Source organism: Leptolyngbya sp. 'hensonii', assembly GCF_001939115.1.
Lineage (GTDB): Bacteria > Cyanobacteriota > Cyanobacteriia.
The window spans coordinates 1-16,838 of the sequence record NZ_MQTZ01000044.1; the positions used below are offsets into that span (position 1 = coordinate 1).

Annotated in this window: 16 protein-coding genes; 12 read left to right on the forward strand and 4 right to left on the reverse strand. The window is 52.1% G+C overall.

The features are described from left to right. Positions 1-355 (reverse strand): helix-turn-helix domain-containing protein (locus BST81_RS16915; RefSeq protein WP_075599691.1); only part of this gene is annotated, 355 nt, incomplete at its 3' end. Between the two features lie 108 nt (positions 356-463). Here BST81_RS16915 and BST81_RS16920 point away from each other — a divergent pair. From BST81_RS16920 to BST81_RS16940, 4 genes are all read left to right on the forward strand, one after another. Continuing rightward, positions 464-769, forward strand: a complete 306-nt coding sequence (locus BST81_RS16920; RefSeq protein ID WP_075599692.1) for a hypothetical protein — start codon at positions 464-466, stop codon at positions 767-769. 803 nt (positions 770-1,572) lie between these two features. Continuing rightward, complete coding sequence (locus BST81_RS16930; RefSeq protein WP_083636930.1) at positions 1,573-3,072, forward strand: ABC transporter substrate-binding protein; 1,500 nt, start codon at positions 1,573-1,575, stop codon at positions 3,070-3,072. A 93-nt stretch (positions 3,073-3,165) separates the two neighbouring features. Further along, on the forward strand, positions 3,166-4,056 hold the full coding sequence (locus BST81_RS16935; protein WP_083636915.1) for an ABC transporter permease: 891 nt from the start codon (positions 3,166-3,168) through the stop codon (positions 4,054-4,056). Between the two features lie 55 nt (positions 4,057-4,111). Next, positions 4,112-4,918: an ABC transporter ATP-binding protein gene (locus BST81_RS16940; RefSeq protein WP_253188344.1), complete on the forward strand. Its 807-nt coding sequence runs from the start codon at positions 4,112-4,114 to the stop codon at positions 4,916-4,918. A 1-nt stretch (position 4,919) separates the two neighbouring features. Here the strand turns inward: BST81_RS16940 and BST81_RS16945 are convergent, their stop codons facing one another. Beyond that, positions 4,920-6,929 (reverse strand): LysR substrate-binding domain-containing protein, encoded by a 2,010-nt coding sequence (locus BST81_RS16945; protein ID WP_075599695.1) that lies wholly within the window; start codon positions 6,927-6,929, stop codon positions 4,920-4,922. Positions 6,930-7,363: 434 nt separating this feature from the next. On the opposite strand from BST81_RS16945, the gene BST81_RS16950 reads away from it, so the two are divergent. The 8 genes from BST81_RS16950 to msrB all read left to right on the forward strand — a co-directional run bounded on the left by BST81_RS16950 (position 7,364) and on the right by msrB (position 15,833). Continuing rightward, positions 7,364-9,067 (forward strand): fumarate reductase/succinate dehydrogenase flavoprotein subunit, encoded by a 1,704-nt coding sequence (locus tag BST81_RS16950; RefSeq protein WP_253188346.1) that lies wholly within the window; start codon positions 7,364-7,366, stop codon positions 9,065-9,067. A gap of 15 nt (positions 9,068-9,082) precedes the next feature. Continuing rightward, a complete protein-coding gene (locus BST81_RS16955; protein WP_075599697.1) occupies positions 9,083-9,310 on the forward strand; it encodes a ferredoxin family protein in 228 nt (75 codons plus the stop codon). Positions 9,311-9,409: 99 nt separating this feature from the next. Beyond that, positions 9,410-10,384 (forward strand): HEAT repeat domain-containing protein, encoded by a 975-nt coding sequence (locus BST81_RS16960; protein WP_075599698.1) that lies wholly within the window; start codon positions 9,410-9,412, stop codon positions 10,382-10,384. Beyond that, positions 10,377-11,465 carry an Mrp/NBP35 family ATP-binding protein gene (locus tag BST81_RS16965; RefSeq protein WP_075599699.1) on the forward strand — a complete coding sequence of 363 codons (1,089 nt, stop codon included), beginning with the start codon at positions 10,377-10,379 and terminating at the stop codon, positions 11,463-11,465. Before BST81_RS16960 ends, BST81_RS16965 begins: the two co-directional genes overlap by 8 nt. 29 nt (positions 11,466-11,494) lie before the next feature. Beyond that, positions 11,495-12,553: a YeiH family protein gene (locus tag BST81_RS16970; protein WP_083636916.1), complete on the forward strand. Its 1,059-nt coding sequence runs from the start codon at positions 11,495-11,497 to the stop codon at positions 12,551-12,553. A 9-nt stretch (positions 12,554-12,562) separates the two neighbouring features. Continuing rightward, complete coding sequence (locus tag BST81_RS16975) at positions 12,563-13,288, forward strand: sulfite exporter TauE/SafE family protein (protein ID WP_075599700.1); 726 nt, start codon at positions 12,563-12,565, stop codon at positions 13,286-13,288. A 233-nt stretch (positions 13,289-13,521) separates the two neighbouring features. Further along, on the forward strand, positions 13,522-15,054 hold the full coding sequence (locus BST81_RS16980; RefSeq protein WP_075599701.1) for an NAD(P)/FAD-dependent oxidoreductase: 1,533 nt from the start codon (positions 13,522-13,524) through the stop codon (positions 15,052-15,054). 281 nt (positions 15,055-15,335) lie between these two features. Beyond that, positions 15,336-15,833 carry a peptide-methionine (R)-S-oxide reductase MsrB gene (gene msrB, locus BST81_RS16985; protein WP_075599878.1) on the forward strand — a complete coding sequence of 166 codons (498 nt, stop codon included), beginning with the start codon at positions 15,336-15,338 and terminating at the stop codon, positions 15,831-15,833. An 8-nt stretch (positions 15,834-15,841) separates the two neighbouring features. On the opposite strand, the gene BST81_RS16990 is transcribed toward msrB, so the two are convergent. Together BST81_RS16990 and BST81_RS16995 are read right to left on the reverse strand one after the other, a co-directional pair. After that, a complete protein-coding gene (locus tag BST81_RS16990) occupies positions 15,842-16,288 on the reverse strand; it encodes an Rrf2 family transcriptional regulator (RefSeq protein ID WP_075599702.1) in 447 nt (148 codons plus the stop codon). 8 nt (positions 16,289-16,296) lie between these two features. Continuing rightward, the gene (locus BST81_RS16995) at positions 16,297-16,647 is read right to left on the reverse strand and encodes an NIL domain-containing protein (RefSeq protein ID WP_253188347.1); all 351 of its coding nucleotides are present in this window, start codon (positions 16,645-16,647) and stop codon (positions 16,297-16,299) included. Positions 16,648-16,838 lie beyond the last annotated feature (191 nt).

Consider the following 16,838-nt stretch of genomic DNA (forward strand, 5'->3'; position numbering starts at 1 on the left):
GTTGTACACTGTTGTAGGTGCGAGCCTCTGTTTCTAGACATTGCTCGATGTAGCGCAAGTCCGCTTCCTGCCATCTCGCTGCCACCCCTCGTCCAGGGGCTTCCCATAAGCCTCCTAAGCCTAGGCGCTGCCACCGTCGTATCGTGGCTCGCACCGTATGTTCATGGCACTCAAAGACCTCGGCGATTGCCGGGGCGGTCCATCCTTGCGCATTCAGCCGCAGCATATGGGCACGGTCTCGGGTTCGTTGCGGCACGGTCCTGGCTAATCTCAGTTCAGCCAGGGTGCGGTCTTCCTCGTCACTCAGTTTGATTCGTAAGGGGGCAGGCACTAGAGACAACCAGTAGAGGGCCAAATCTATCTTATACTTTATTCCTCCGACCTACTTATATATCCCAAGAGGGTTAGAGCAACTAGGATTGACTTGTTACTGTGTTCATTAAGCGAACTCGTGACTAACTTTATGAATCTTTTTCTGGTAGTCCAGCTTGGTTCACTTCATCGAAAAACAGCCCTACCCTGGAATCAGAATCCTTGCAATTCCAGAACTTTTGACTATAGGCATTATCAAAATGGTTCTGACTTCTTCTTCGATGCTGTTGATGAAGATCAGGCTTACATCACGATTCAGGAGAGTTATTTGAAGCAAGGTGATTTTTTAATTTTGAAAGTTGATGATCAACTAGTCTACTATCGAATTGAGCAGATTGACTATTATTCTGAACTCCCAGATCTATGGATTGCGTTAATCCGAAAAGGCGCTAAATAATCTGAAAGATATCTCAAAAGTCCAGATCCTGGAGACCTGATTGACTGACAAAACTTTTCCCGTAGGTTGAGCTTCGCTTCGTTTCACCCAACCTACTCAGGAATGAGAATTAAATAACACCGATAAACTTCTGCTTGCCCTCACCCCCCAGCCCCTTCTCCCGGCGGGAGAAGGGGAGCCAAATTCAAAGTCCCTCTCCCGTTCTGGGAGAGGGATTTAGGGTGTAGCTTGCTTCCCGCAGGGTGGGGTACAAAAGTGGGATGCACTCGAGCGGCTTCCCCTGGGGTGGGCAAATCCACAAAAGTGACATGCTCCCTAATTAGGCTTTTAAGAATCCTCTTCAGCCTCTTTTTAAGGGTGACTATATAGAGAATGGGAACAGAATTCGGACTTTTTAACATCTGATTGGATAGGCTTTTGGACCTCCTTTCATGGCTTGATCAATTTAATATTTTAAAAAGTGGGCTACAAAAGTGGCATGTACTCCTTATGAATACTCTAGAGTTTTTGGGAACTGTTAAAAGACGCTAGAAATACAGGGAGCATCACATTTTTGCAGATTCAAGATTTTCGGAGTGCGAGCGTCTCACTCGCGAGCGGGACGCTCGCACTTCTATAACAAAACTAGGATGCGCTCAGAAATACAGAGGCAAAATAAATCAATTCAAAAATTTTATTAACCCACTAATTTTTTCTATCAATAGGTTTTCTGAGAAACAAATATTTGTAGTTTATTTTACAGATGAAGTCAGGTGTAAATCACTTAAATGCTTTACATCATGCTGTTTTTGGGAGAGATTGTGATGAGAACCCAGGTTTCTCGAAGAACGATTTTATTCTCGGTTTTGGCAGCTTCATCGGGATTGGTAGCAGCCTGCTCAGGGGGACTGGTTGCCAGTGTGAGTGAGAATTCTTCGAAGAAGAAAGTCATCCGAATTGCGATCGGAACACAGGATCAAGTCATCAATACAGCCACGGGTGGCCCAGTTATTCGAGAAGAGAAATTACTGGAAAAATACCTGCCGAAGACTGGTAAATACGAGAATGTTGAATACAAAATTGAGTGGTCTAGCTACACTTCTGGGCCTCCAATTACTAACAAAATGTTGGCGAATCAAATTGACATTGGCATGATGGGTGATTTTCCTGCCACGATCAACATGACCACCTTTCAGAAGAAAGGGGGTGGGGTGAAAACACTCTACGTTGCCACCCTGGGCTATGGGGCCACAGGGGCTGGCAATGCGGTACTCGTGCCGAAGGATTCTTCGATTAAAACCCTGGCTGATCTGCGGGGCAAACAGGTTTCGGTTCCTTTTGGTTCAGCAGCCCATGGGATGCTGCTGAAGGCATTGCAGGATTCAGGACTGGACTCTGAGAAGGATCTGAAACTGATTAGTCAGGCTCCAGAGGTGGGCGGCACCAGTTTGCGCACCAATCAGATTGATGCCCACGCCAACTTTGTCCCTTTTGGTGAACTCTTTCCATTCCGGGGGTTTGCCCGCAAGATTTTCGATGGTGCCCAAACTGGAGTACCCACCTTCCATGGGGTGTTGGTGAGATCAGACTTTGCCCAGCAATATCCTGAAATTGTCGTCGCCTATCTGAAGGCGTTACTGGAAGCCAACAAAATGCTGCGGGAACAGCCTGAAGCGATCGCAACGAAGGTGGAAGAATGGTCTGGCGTTGAGCGAGAAGTGGTGTATATGTTCCTGGGACCGGGAGGCTTACAACGGCTCAATCCCACCATTCGACCGGTCAACTTTGATGCCCTCAAGAACAGTGTCATCACCCTCAAGCAACTCAAGCGCCTGGAGGAGGATGTGAATCCCAATGATATCTCCCAATGGGCCGATGACAGCTTCCTGAAACAGGCCATTCAGGAGATGAACCTGAAATACGATGACCTCGCTACGGGGGATGAGTTTCCGATCGAGGGTCTGGATGCCGTGACCCAGGAGCCGATCAAAGACACCAAACTGGCTGCTCAAATCTGGGTCAAGGGAGAGGAGAAGGTGATGAACTTTGCCTCAATCAAGACCATGATGGGAATGCTACAAAAGCTGAAGGCTGATGGGAAAAAGGCAACGGGAGCTATTTTTGTCCATGACTTTAACCAGGGTTGGAAGCTCTTTGCTGAAAATTCCTTCTTTGTGCGCAAAGGAGATGAGATCGTCGCCTTCCTGAGTGAAAAAGCAGCCCAGAACCATGCCAGCAAGATTGGGGCTCAGGTGGCCAGCTTCAAAGCCTTACAGGACCTGTCTGCCCGAGAAATCTCACGGCCCGCTGGCGCATACTCCTGATTTCACGGAATGGAGTGCATGGATACAGTTGTGCAATCCAGTTCTATGAAACAGTCACTCCATCGGTCTTGATCTATTCGTCCGGAGAATCTTATGTCTGGTTCACCTTCAGGCCGTTCTGCCCAGGTTGGGTTGATGGATCGGGAGGGCGTTATGGGGACCATGCGCCCTCACCCATCGCCATCAGAGCGATCGTTCCCCTTCTCGACAGCTAAAACAGTCAAAACGATCTGCCGCATTCTGTCACTATTTCTCTTCTTTGGCATCTGGCAGATTTTATGCATGGTCAAATTCAATGTCTTCATCAATTTCACCTATGTGCCCACCCCGATCGAAGTGGCCTCGGCCCTGGTGCGCTTCATCGCCCAGAATCCGATGACCCACCTGAATGCCAGCATCATGCGGGTTTTGGTTGGTTTTGGTGCGGCAGCGTTTCTGGGCATCGGCTTGGGAATTTTGATTGGCTGGTTTTCAGTGATCGAAGACCTGGTTTTTATGCCTCTGGAGTTACTCCGACCGATCCCAGCTGTGGCCTGGATTCCGCTGGCCATTTTGATGTTTCCCAATGCCGAATCCGGCATGATTTACATCACCTTTGTGGGCGCGTTTTTTCCCATTTTGATCAGCACGATCAAGGGGGTTGAAGGAACTGACCTGGTGTTACTGCGGGTGGGCCAATGTCTGGGGGCCAATTCCTGGCACACTTTTAAGGACATTGTGGTACCTGGAAGTATGCCCAGCATCTCAAGCGGGTTAGTCATCGGCATGGGCAATTCCTGGTTCTGTCTGGTGACTGCCGAAATTTTGGCCGGACGGTTCGGGATTGGCTACCTCACCTGGGAATCCTATGTAACTTCCAACTATCCCCCGATCGTCATGGGGATGCTGCTCATTGGCCTGCTGGGTGCCATCAGCTCCTATGTTGTCGATCGGGCGACCCAATGGCTGATGCCCTGGCGGATCACCAAAAAACAGGGCCATTAAGTCTGATTGATCACACCAATGAGTTGTAAAGAGGGGAGATGTCGTGTCAACGCTAGTGACGCAACCATTGCAAACTGAGACCCAGGGATTAGTTGAGGTCGAGAATTTATCCGTTGCCTTTCGGCGCAAAGGGCATTTCATCCCGGTGTTGGATGCAATCTCGACTCGGATAGAACCCGGTGAATTTGTCTGCTTACTGGGGCCTTCCGGGTGCGGCAAGTCTACCATGCTCAACGTGATTGCTGGATTTATCAAGCCGACGACCGGTCAAGTCTTGCTGGATCATCGACCGATCGAGAAACCGGGGGCCGATCGGGGCTTTGTCTTCCAGCAATATTCCCTCTTGCCCTGGAAAACGACATTTCAGAATGTCGAATTCGGTTTAAAGATTCAGGGAATGTCCAAAGCCAAGCGGGAAGAACGGGTCAATTACTATCTGAATCGAGTTGGGCTGTACAAGCACCGCCATTCCTATCCGTACCAGTTATCGGGGGGAATGCAGCAACGGGCCAGCATTATTCGAGCCCTGGTGAATGCGCCGTCTGTGCTGCTAATGGATGAGCCTTTTGCAGCCCTGGATGCCCAAACTCGTCACATGATGCAGGAGTTGCTCTTAGACATCTGGAGTGAGCTAAAACCAACGGTTATTTTTGTCACCCATGACATTGAGGAAGCGGTATTTCTCAGCGATCGGATCTTTGTCATGGGGGTCAACCCGGGTCGAATTAAGGAAATCGTCAAAGTTTCCCTGCCTCGGCCACGCCATGTAGACGATATGCTATCTGCAGAGTTTTTAGCAATTAACCGCCAGATCTTTGATCTGATTCGGGAAGAAACCCTGAAACACATGGACATGGAATAAATCAAGCTGCCAATTTTGGCATAAATTCAGATTGAATCCAGCGATCGAGGTTGAGGCCCTGCAGGGACTCATTCCCAGGAATTGCGCTCAGTGCGGCCACATGGGTGCTTAACCAGTCCGGGCGAATTTGCATTTCGGCAAAGAACCGTCCTGATGTTGCCGTCTGCTGAGAACCACTCAAAATCCGATGCACAATTTCTGCTTCCAGCTTTGTCCAGCGACTGATTAAGCTGGCCGCAGCAGGGGTTGTGTCATACCAGTGTTGGGCTGCAGCCAATGCTTGCAAATAGGCAACCACCACATCAGGGTAGTGATCGGCCAAGTCACCGCTGACAACCACCCCATAAAAGGCTGGCAGGGGCTCTGTGGTCCTATCTGTCAGGTATCGAAACTGCCCCCGATGACAGGCAATATCATGGAAGGGGGCAAAGTGGGCGTAGCCATCGGCGGCCTGCTCAAAGTCAAACAGGGTAGCTGCATTGCCATGCTTGAGGGAGGCAACGGTCACATCCTCCAGCAAATTGGCGGCATTCAGCGATCGCAGCACCATCCCATGGGCCGACGATCGCAGGGGTACGGCAATCACCCGCCCACGCAGGTCTTCAATCTGTTGCAGGCGCGAGGCATGGGGCACGATCACCGCATTGCAGGAGCCATCCGGGTTGATGGCGACAAAGCTGACCAGACGAGTGGAACAGACTTCGGATTGCTGGGATTGCAACGCACTTAAGAGCAGGGGATAGTCTCCCAGGATGCCAATATTCAACTGGCCAGTGGCTAACCCCTCCACGATCGGGGCTCCCGTGGGAAAATCGCACCATTGAATTTGGTAGTGAATATTGCTGTAGCGTTTCTCCTGGGGTAGGAAATGTTCCAGCAGACCCAGGCGTTGAATAATCAGGCCAGCAGTGACGGTGGGAATGGTGCTATTTTGAATCCCAATGTTGAGAGTCAGGCGATCGGGCCGTTGGATGGCCATCGGTCGCAGGGTGAAATTGGGCGATCGCAGCCGCATCCAGCTTGCAGATGGGGTGGTTACAGGCTTGGGGAACTGGGATGAAGATTCGATGGGTTTGGCCTGGGGAAGCAAATTGATCAGTTTTTGGGCTGGATTGGGTTCAACGGATCGGCGTTTTGTGCAAGTCACGCAGGCTTCCAGCGAATCACTGAGACGCTTGAGAGACAGCAAAAAGATGTTCCCTGGCAGGGAAAATTCCTGCAACGGAATTGAAACCAGAATCCCGGATTCACACTCTGATCGAAACTCCAGTTCTGAAGCAAACCCCAAATAGTTTCCCCGCTCCATATAGGTTCGCATCAAGCTCAGGGTGTCGATCGTTTCAACCTGGTCAAACTCTGCCAGGGCCAGTCCTAATTCTGCCAATCTGGCCTCAAAAAACAGGCGACTGGGAGAGCCAGACGGCTGCAACACCCAGGGGTAATGCTTTAGATCATGCAGGCTCAGCCAGGGCTGACTGGCCAGGGTATGGGAGGCAGAGACAAAGACACCGTAATGCACGGCATCGATGACCACCGTGGAAATTTCTGCGAATTCGTCGTAATTGATATCTGAAATGCCCAGGTCAATCTGTTGGGTGACGATCGCCCGATACAGTTCCTCTGGGGACTGGAAGACCTGGCATTGGGTCTGGATGCGGGGATAGGTCTGGCGATAGGTGAACAGAATATCAGGCAACCAGCCATGGGCGATTGCCCCTGTTGTGCCAATCCGCAGGTTGCCAAATTTGCCTTTCTTGATTTCCTCAATCTTTTGGAGTAACTGGTTTTCGACGGCGATTAATTTTACACCTTCTTCTAATAGGAATTGCCCAACTTCTGTGAGTTGAATCTTTCGCCCTAGTCGATAGAACAATGGCACACCCAGCTCTGATTCCAAGGATTTAATCTTGGCACTGACAGCGGGCTGGGTCAAATTTAAGGCATCGGCAGCCTCAGTAAAGCTGAGATGCCGCGCCACTTCTAAAAAGACTCGAACTTGATAAACTTCCATCGCGGGTTCTTAATAGGTGGGACAGATCCAACAAACAGATCCAACAAAAGGAATATTGGGGCGCATGTCACTTTTGCAAATTTGCCCACCCCAGGGGAAGCCGCTCTGCGTCTAGATCCCCCAACCCCTTCTCCCCGCTTGGGGATTTAGGGTGTAGCTTGCTTGGGCTACAAAGGTGACATGCTCCCGAATATTGCAGCTATACAGGCAAAATTACCTCGCCTTTACTCATTCAAGGGTTTTATCAGTCTATAAAAGACGGAGATTTCAAAACAGTGATGTTTGTTGCAAAATGTGGCTTAAGTAGTTCCATTTCATCAACCAAATTGTTTTTTTCGACGGCAATCGAAACAGCATTGTGGAACACAGGCATTTCCTAATTCGATCGAGTCGAATCACTGACGACGGATGTTTTGCAAAGGGAGGAATTTTGCGTGAACACTCAGTTAATGCAGACCGATGTGCTGGTTATTGGTGGTGGTACGGCAGGAACAATGGCAGGCATTAAGGCCAAGCAAGCAAATCCCAATGGCGATGTCCTGATCTTAGAGAAAGCAAATATCCGACGCAGTGGTGCGATCGCGATGGGTATGGATGGGGTGAATACGGCGGTGATTCCGGGTCACTCCACACCAGAACAATATGTGCGGGAGGTGACGATCGCCAATGATGGGATTGCAAACCAGAAGGCTGTCTACCAGACTGGAAAATTGGGGTTTGCCGTCATCCAGGAACTGGAGTCTTGGGGAGTTAAGTTTCAGAAAGATGCCCAGGGCAACTACGATCTGAAGCAGGTCCATCGGGTGGGCAAATACGTCCTCCCCATGCCAGAAGGCAAAGACCTGAAGACGATTCTGACGCGCCAGGTGAAGCGCCACAAGGTTAGGGTGACGAATCGAGTCATGGCCACCCGGGTCTTAGTGCAGGATGGTCGAGCGATCGGGGCCGTTGGGTTCGATGTGCGGAATGGGGATTTTGTCGTCATCCAGGCGAAGGCAGTGATCCTCTGTACGGGGGCCTGTGGCCGCTTGGGTCTGCCCGCCTCTGGCTACCTCTATGGCACCTACGAAAATCCCACCAATGCAGGGGATGGGTATGCCATGGCTTACCATGCGGGTGCTGAACTGAGCAACATTGAATGCTTCCAGATTAATCCCCTGATCAAAGACTACAATGGGCCTGCCTGTGCCTACGTGGCTGGACCCTTTGGAGCCTACACGGCCAATGCCGAAGGACACCGCTTCATTAGCTGCGACTACTGGAGCGGCCAGATGATGCTGGAGATTTACAAGGAATTGCATTCTGGTAAAGGGCCGGTCCATCTGAAGATGAATCATCTGGATGAAGACACGATTTCTGAGATTGAAACCATTCTCTGGGCCAATGAACGTCCAAGCCGGGGCCGATTCCACGCCGGTCGGGGTGAAAACTACCGTACCCATGGGGTTGAGATGAACATCTCCGAAATTGGTCTCTGCAGTGGCCACAGTGCATCGGGGGTCTGGGTCAACGAACGGGGCGAAACCACCGTACCAGGACTCTATGCCGCTGGCGATATGGCCAGTGTGCCCCATAATTACATGATTGGGGCCTTTGTCTATGGTCGGATCTGTGGTGAAAATGGGATGGACTACAGTGCCAGGGTTGACCATGGAGATCCCGATCGGGAATGGCTGGAGGCGGAAAAAGCCAGAATTTATGCCCCCCTCGATCGTCCCAATGGGGTTCCCCACACCCAGGTAGAATACAAACTCCGGCGATTGGTCAACGACTATCTCCAACCCCCCAAATCCCAGCATCGGATGGAAATTGGCCTGAGCCAGTTTGTCCGTTATGAAGAAACCCTCAGCCTGATGGGGGCTCGCGATCCCCATGAGTTAATGCGGTGCATGGAGGTGCATTTTATTCGGGACTGTGCCGAAATGGCGGCCCGGGCTTCCCTTTACCGCAAAGAGAGTCGCTGGGGCCTCTACCACTATCGTCTGGATTACCCCGAAAAGAACAACGAAGAGTGGTTCTGTAACGTCAATCTCAAGAAAGATGAAGCCGGAGAGATGGTGCTATTTAAGTGCCCTGTTGATCCTTACATTGTGAGCGTTGATCTCGATCATGAAGTGTACGATGTAGCCGTTCGTTAATCAGGAGAAGAAACCATGGCGTTAGTTGAACAATGGGTTGATGTGCCCGTGATTGTAGACGAATCAAAGTGTTTGGAGAAATGCACGGCTTGCATTGAAGTATGTCCATTAGATGTGTTAGCCAAAAACCCTGAAACTGGCAAAGCCTACATGAAATATGATGAATGCTGGTTCTGCCTTCCCTGCGAAAAGGAATGCCCAACCAATGCCATCACTGTGCAAATTCCATTCCTGTTACGGTAATGTTTGACCTGCTACAGCTTGATCAAACAGATTGAGCTATTTTGCTGCCCAGGTGCTGGATTAAAAGACTTATGCCCATGCATTTACAGAGGAGCAATCATGTCGCTTGACACCGATTCCGAACTGAAAATCTGGATTGACCTATTGCAATCAAGCGAGGAAAGCGATCGCCTGGTTGCTGTCAAAACACTGCAACATTTATATGATGATCGCGCGATCGATGCCCTGATTGCTGCCCTGAAAGATGAGAGCCCTGCCGTCCAGAAATTAGCCGTGACCGCCCTGTGGGAATTTGCCAATCCCAAAGCCGTGCCTGCCCTGATCGCCTGTCTGGGCTCCTCCGATGAGGACATTCGTGAGGAAGCAAAATCAGCCCTAGGTGAACTTGTATCGGGTGACCATTTACTGTTACTTCTGGATGCCCTACAAACGGGTGATGGGCCAGTACAATTGCATGTTCTCTATCTGTTACGCAAGATCCATGATGTTCAATGTTTGCCCTACGTGCTGCCATTCTTCGAGTCTACCCATCCACCTCTGCGGGAAGCAGCCGTCACCACCCTGCGCTATCTGAACCAGGTGAACCAGTGCCCTCCGGCGATCGCCCTGATGGATGATGTGGACGAGAAAGTTCGGCGGGCAGCGGCCCTGACCCTGGGACACCTGAGTGATGCTGATGTGGTGGGCCGACTGTGTCGCGCCATGACGGATGACCCCGATTGGCAGGTGCGGCGGGATGCCGCCAAATCTCTCGCCCTCCATGCCGATGCCATTGCCGTTCCCGCCTTAGAGGTGGCGATCACCGATGCCCACTGGCAGGTGCGCAAGTTTGTGATTCAGGCCATTCAGAAAACGCCCCAGAGCAGCACGATGCCTGCTCTGATTCAGGCGTTAGCAGATGAATATTCGGATGTGCGGCGGGATGCGGCGATCGCCCTCGGCCTGCTGAGAAATCCGGAGGCCTTGCAGGCGCTGCAACAGGCCCTGGATGACCCCGATCGGGATGTCAGCATCCATGCGGAACGCGCCATTCTGAAAATTCAGGAATCCCTACAGGAACCCTCCAATGCCTAGTCATGCCTCTCCCTTTCGCCAGACCCACCCGGAGGATGCTCCTCCGCCCACCCCGATGGATGCCGTCACCGAAGCCCGTTATCGGGAAGCTGTACAATGCCTGAAGCAGATTATCGAGCCTGTTCTGAAGCGCGATATGGTCAGTTTAGGCATGGTGCGTAACCTGCGCGTCGTGGATGATTATATCTCTCTGCGGCTCTATGTCGGGCAACATCAGCACTATCTCCGCCAGGTGGTTCTCGATCGACTCCATCCCTTACCCTGGTGCAAAAAAGCCTATGTACAACTCTGCACCATTCCTGGTGTTCGGACTACGCTGGCGATTTCCAGCGGTAAGGGGGGAGTGGGCAAATCCACGACCTCGGTGAACTTGGCTACAGCTCTGAGCCTGCAGGGAGCCAGAGTGGGGTTGCTGGATGCGGATGTCTATGGCCCCAATGTTCCCCAGATGTTGGGGATCAATCCGGTAGAAGTGTCCCTGGTTGACACCCCGGAGGGACAACGGTTTCTCCCCCTGGAGGCCCAGGGTATCAAGGTCATGTCCGTGGGGCTGCTGGCAGCACCGGATCATCCCCTGGCCTGGCGTGGTCCAGTTCTCCACAAGATCATTACCCAATTCATCCATGAAGTTGCCTGGGGCGATCTGGATTACCTGCTGATCGATCTGCCGCCGGGCACTGGAGATGCCCAGATTACCATCATTCAGGAAAGTCCAATTTGTGGGGTTCTTCTGGTGACAACTCCCCAGCAGGTGGCGATCGCCGATGTCCGCCGCAGCATTCATATGTTTCGTCGCGTTGGTATTCCAGTGCTGGGAATTGTGGAAAATATGAGTTATCTCCTCTGTGGGCATTGTGGTGAACCCACACCAATCTTTGGCAGCGGTGGTGGCCAACAACTGGCTGAGGAATTACAAACCCCTTTGCTGGGACAGGTGCCGATCGATCCACTTCTATGCGCGGGTGGTGATGCTGGAACTCCCCTGACCCTGGCCTATCCCAACTCAGTTCCTGCCCAGGTCTTTCGTCAGATCGCAGCGGCCCTGGATCACACGTTTGCTCCAGTGCCGATCGAGGCATAACCCATCTTTTCACAAGTCATCTGAACACTATGCGGCAGAAACTTCAAGCATCCCTGCCGGAGCAGAATTTTGCGATCAAAATTCGTGGGATCTATTGGCGATCGCTCCTCCTTCTTCTGGCACCAGGCCTGCTCCTGAGCTTGAGCCTAGCCAGTATTGCCCTGTTGCTGCGAACCACCTCAGGGCTAACGGCCTTGAGCCCACTCATGCTGGCGATCGTCCTGGGGATTCTGGTGCGAAACCTGTCGCAGGTGCCAGCCCTGTACCAGCCGGGAATTACCTTTGCCCTGAAGCGACTCCTGCGGGTGGCGATCGCCCTGCTGGGGTTACAGCTTAGCTTGGTACAACTACAACAGGTGGGTCTGGTTGGGTTTATGGTTATGACAGTTGTGCTGTGGCTCAGCTTCGCCTTCACCTGCTGGCTTGGACATACTTTGCAAATGCGGCGAAACCTGGTCTGTCTGATTGCTGCAGGCACCGCTATCTGCGGTGCCTCTGCGATCGTGGCCACCAGTACCGTTCTGGATAGTTCGGATGAGGATACGGCCTATGCGGTGGCCACTGTGACGTTGTTTGGGACCCTGTCCATGCTCCTCTATCCGCTGGTGCAGTCGTTTCTACAGCTATCGGCCCCAGCTTTTGGGGTTTGGTGTGGAGCCTCGATCCACGAAGTTGCTCAGGTCATCGCCGCTGCTTTCCAGGTCAATGCCATCAGTGGAGATCTAGCCAGCATCACAAAACTGTCGCGGGTTCTGTGGTTGGCTCCTCTGGCGATCGGTCTGGGACTGTTCACCCGCCCAGGGCGATCGGACCGTCCAGGTCTCCGCTCCTATCCCACTCTGCCCTGGTTTATCATCATTTTTGTCGGCTTGATCCTGCTCAACAGCACTGGCATCATTCCCGAATTACTGAAAACCGGCCTGGGCCAGATGAATCAATATCTCCTGACGGTTGCCATGGCAGCCATGGGTTTAGAAACCCGGCTTCAGAACATTTGGAAGCTGGGGTTAAAACCAATCTATCTGGGAGGTGCGGCCTGGCTGTTTATTACCCTCTTGAGTTTGGGCCTGGTGAACCTGGTGTATTAGGGAATCAGGATGGAAACAGAAGTATCCCCATGGCTCATTGTCAGCATTTTATTTCTCTCAACCCTGGTGCGATCGGCGGTCGGATTTGGCGATGCCTTGGTGGCGATGCCATTGCTGGTCCTGGTTACGGAACTTCGGATTGCCACCCCCCTGGTCGCCCTGATGGGCGTGACTACGGCCCTCACGGTGCTGTTACAGCAGTGGTCCACCCTGAGTTTTCGGGGAATGTGGCGATTGATTGGGGCGACCCTAATCGGCATTCCCTTTGGCCTGGTGCTGATCCACATTGCACCAGAACGCTTGGCCAAACTCATTCTGGGTATCCTTCTGATGCTATATGGGCTGTATGGGGTGGGTGGGTTCTCCCTGCCCCAACTGCGGGATGAGAAATGGGCTGGGATGTTTGGATTTACTGCTGGAATTTTGGGGGGGGCCTACAACACCAATGGCCCACCGATTATTATGTACGGCACATTGCGCCGCTGGCCTCCTGACTACTACCACATCAATTTGCAGGGGTATTTCTTCCTGACCAATTGTTTGGTGGTGGTCAGTCATGGGCTGACTGGCCTGTGGACAGAGCCCGTGATCGGGCTTTATCTAGCGTCACTCCCCGCGATCGGCGTTGGCGTTATTTTGGGGAGTATGATCCATAAACAAATTCCGGCAGCCACCTTCGAGAAGCTCATTTATGGGTTACTCGCCACGATCGGTCTCCTGTTTATCTTCAAATAAGCGTCCTGCTCCTGCTGGCTTCAACTCCCCTCAGCCAGCAGGGAGACAACATAAAACTTCTGCATGGTAAAAAATTAAGCCACGCAGAACTGAACCTGGTTCCAGGCCAGAAACCCATTCAGCAACAACCGATCAGGCAACGCTCCCCTGCTCCAGGGGCCAACCCACCGGCACCCCAGGAATGTCAGCGCTAGAATTCAAAGGGAGTGATCTCAAATCAGGTAACGTAAGGGATGGAAACAGTAGATGTGGTGGTGATTGGGAGTGGCATTGGTGGCCTCTGCTGTGCAGCCTTGCTAGCCCGCTATGGATTTCAGGTCCTTGTTTGCGAAAGCCACAGTATTCCAGGGGGAGCTGCCCATGCCTTTGAGTACCAGGGATTTCACTTCGACTCTGGCCCATCCCTCTATTCCGGCCTATCCTACAGCCCCTCCGCCAATCCCCTCCGCCAGGTTCTGGATGCGATCGGAGAGGATGTTCCCTGGCTCACCTATGACGCCTGGGGCTGCTTCTTGCCGGAAGGGTACTTTCGAGCAGCGGTCGGTGCAGAGTCCTTTACTCAACTCCTGGCCCAATGGCGCGGACCAGATGCCGTTGCCGAATGGCAACAGTTACAACGGTTGATGGAACCGCTGAAGGCTGCCTCCATTGCCATTCCCCCCATGGCGGTGCGATCGGACTGGGGCATGGTCAGCACCCTTTCTCCGTTTCTGCCCAACATCTTGAAACACGCCTGGACGATGCTTCAATTGTCAGGCCCCTTTTCCCAACTTCTGGACGGGGTGGTTTACGATCCATTGATTCGAAACTGGCTCGACCTGCTCTGCTTCATGCTCTCAGGTCTACCAGCCAAAGGCACCATCGCAGCTGAAATGGCCTTCATGTTTGCAGACTGGTACCGTCCTAATGTGGTGCTGGACTATCCCCAGGGGGGGGGAGGGGCGTTGATTGGGGCGCTGGTGCGAGGGTTAAAGCGCTATGGAGGACGGTTACGGCTGCATGCGCCGGTGCAACAGATTTTAGTCAAGCAACAGCAGGCTGTGGGGGTGAAGTTGAAAACTGGAGAGCAGATTAGAGCCCGCCATGCAGTTGTCTCCAATGCTTCCGGCTGGGATACCCTCAAACTCTTACCAGAAGACACCCTGACCCCAGTCCTGGAGGAACGCCAGCAGATTCGGGCCTGTCCCAGTTTTATGCATCTCCACCTGGGTATCGAAGCCGCCGATCTCCCTCCTGATCTGGAATGCCATTATCTGATCGTGAACGACTGGGAGCGTGGGGTAGATGCACCTCAGAACGTCGTAGCAGTGTCTATTCCCTCGGTGCTGGATGCCACCCTCGCCCCCAGTGGTAAGCATTGTCTGCATGCCTATACCCCGGCCACAGAACCCTATGAGCTCTGGGCCGGATTGGATCGCAAAAGCGATCGCTATCAACAATTGAAGACTGAACGCAGTCAGGTTCTCTGGCAGGGGTTAGAGCGGATTATTCCGGATCTGCGCAATCGGTGTGAGGTCACCCTGGTGGGAACTCCCCTCACCCATGAGCGTTTCCTCCGGCGCGATCGGGGCAGCTATGGCCCTGCAATTCCTGCAGGCCAGGGATTGTTTCCTGGCTGTAAAACCGCTCTCAAGGGCTTGCTCTGTTGTGGCGATTCCACTTTCCCTGGTATTGGGGTGCCTGCCGTTGCAGCCAGTGGCATGATTGCGGCGAATACCCTCGCTTCCATCTCTCAACATCGGGAATTGCTGAAGACCCTCCAGTGATCGCCAGTTAGCCTTGCAGGTGAACAATTCTGTACCAATACCGGGTTTTCCCCGACTGGCTTTTGGTAGACCCAACTGCAGAACGCCATTGTCAATACAGCCAGCACCATACGAGGTTCTGGCAAGGGAGAAACCGGCTGCTCAGGAGCAAAGGGCTGCGATCGCCAGGGATTTTCTTAACTGTCTTTAAAGTGTCTTTCACCACCCATTCAGGCCATTGACCCATGATCAAGATTCAGTTCCCCACATCCTTCCGACTGAATCACCCACGACACACCAATATGAAGAAACGACACTTTTTATGGGCGGGTACCGCAACAGTTGGCACAGCCCTGTTATCCCATTACTTACCCGGCAAAAGCAAGGGCGAAATCGCAACGGCAGCAGCTCGATTTGAAATCACTAAAACAGAGCAGGAATGGCGCAAGATTTTGACCGCTGATCAATTTCAGGTATTACGACAGCACGGAACCGAGCGGCCTGGCAGCAGCCCCCTGGACAAGGAATATGGCAAAGGACTCTTCGCCTGTGCCGGGTGTAATCTGCCATTGTTCAGCTCAAAAACCAAATTTAACAGTGGCACAGGTTGGCCCAGCTTTTACGCCCCCATTGATGGAGCTGTAGGAACCACGATCGACACCTCTTTCTACATGACTCGTGTAGAAGTGCACTGTCGTCGATGCGGCGGACACCTGGGCCATGTGTTTGATGATGGCCCCAAACCAACTGGAAAACGTTATTGCATCAATGGCATCGCTCTGAAATTCATTCCCGGTTAACCCTAGGACTAAATGTAATACATCGGATTGCTTGGATGCGTTGTGTCCCGCCTTTGGCAGATATCTGCCAGAGTATATTGCTCCAGCACTTCCTGATGCTCTTGCCTTACTTCCTGCCAGATTTCATGTAAGAGTTGCCTTTCCAACGTCATGGGGTTACTCAGGTCATTTCTGGCATCCACCGGACCACCATGGGTCAGCGAAAGTGATCGGATAATTTCTGGCAGGGTAATCTGCTGGGGCGATCGGGTCAGAATATAGCCTCCCCTGGCACCCCGCTGACTCTGCACAATTCCACTCAGACGCAGGTTCGCCAAGATTTTCTCCAGATAGCGATCGGGAATAACCTGTCTCCTGGCAATTTCGCTGAGGGATAGGGAGGCTCCCCGCTGTCGGGCCGCTGCCAGTTCCATGAGAGCCATGAGAGCGTACTCGATTCTGGAGGATAATTCCATAGGGATTCTCAGTAATGCCAGCTATCCCCATCGGGATTAGGTTTGCCTTGAATGGAAAGATTTAGCGCTTCCAGAAAAGCCAGTCCTTTCAAAATTTGAGAGACTGTTCCCCGAAGCTGCAGATCAAACCATCCCTTTTCGTTGTCTTGCGGTTGGAGTTGGGCGGCGAGGATGTTGACGACCAAACCATGGTGAGCAATTAGACAGGAAATAATCGGTTCCTGAAGATGCTGTCCAGGGATGACAATTTGCAGCCGGATTTGAGTCATGGGACAGTGCCCAGTTGGGCCAGTTGGGAGAGCCGTTCTGTGGTTCAGACTAGTCTGAAGCGTGGGCAAAGCAGAACGGATAGATGTCATAAGACTTTCCCGATAGCTGTTTGCAGGTAAAGAACGAATTCAAGCGTAGGCTCAATAATCTACGGTAATTCGGAAGGAGTATCGTATTTAAATTTCATCTAACAGAATTCCACAGCCAGTGGAAAAAAACAAGGCTTTGAAACCAAAAACTACGATTTGTTTACCGGTTTTTTGTAGTTTGTCCGATTAGA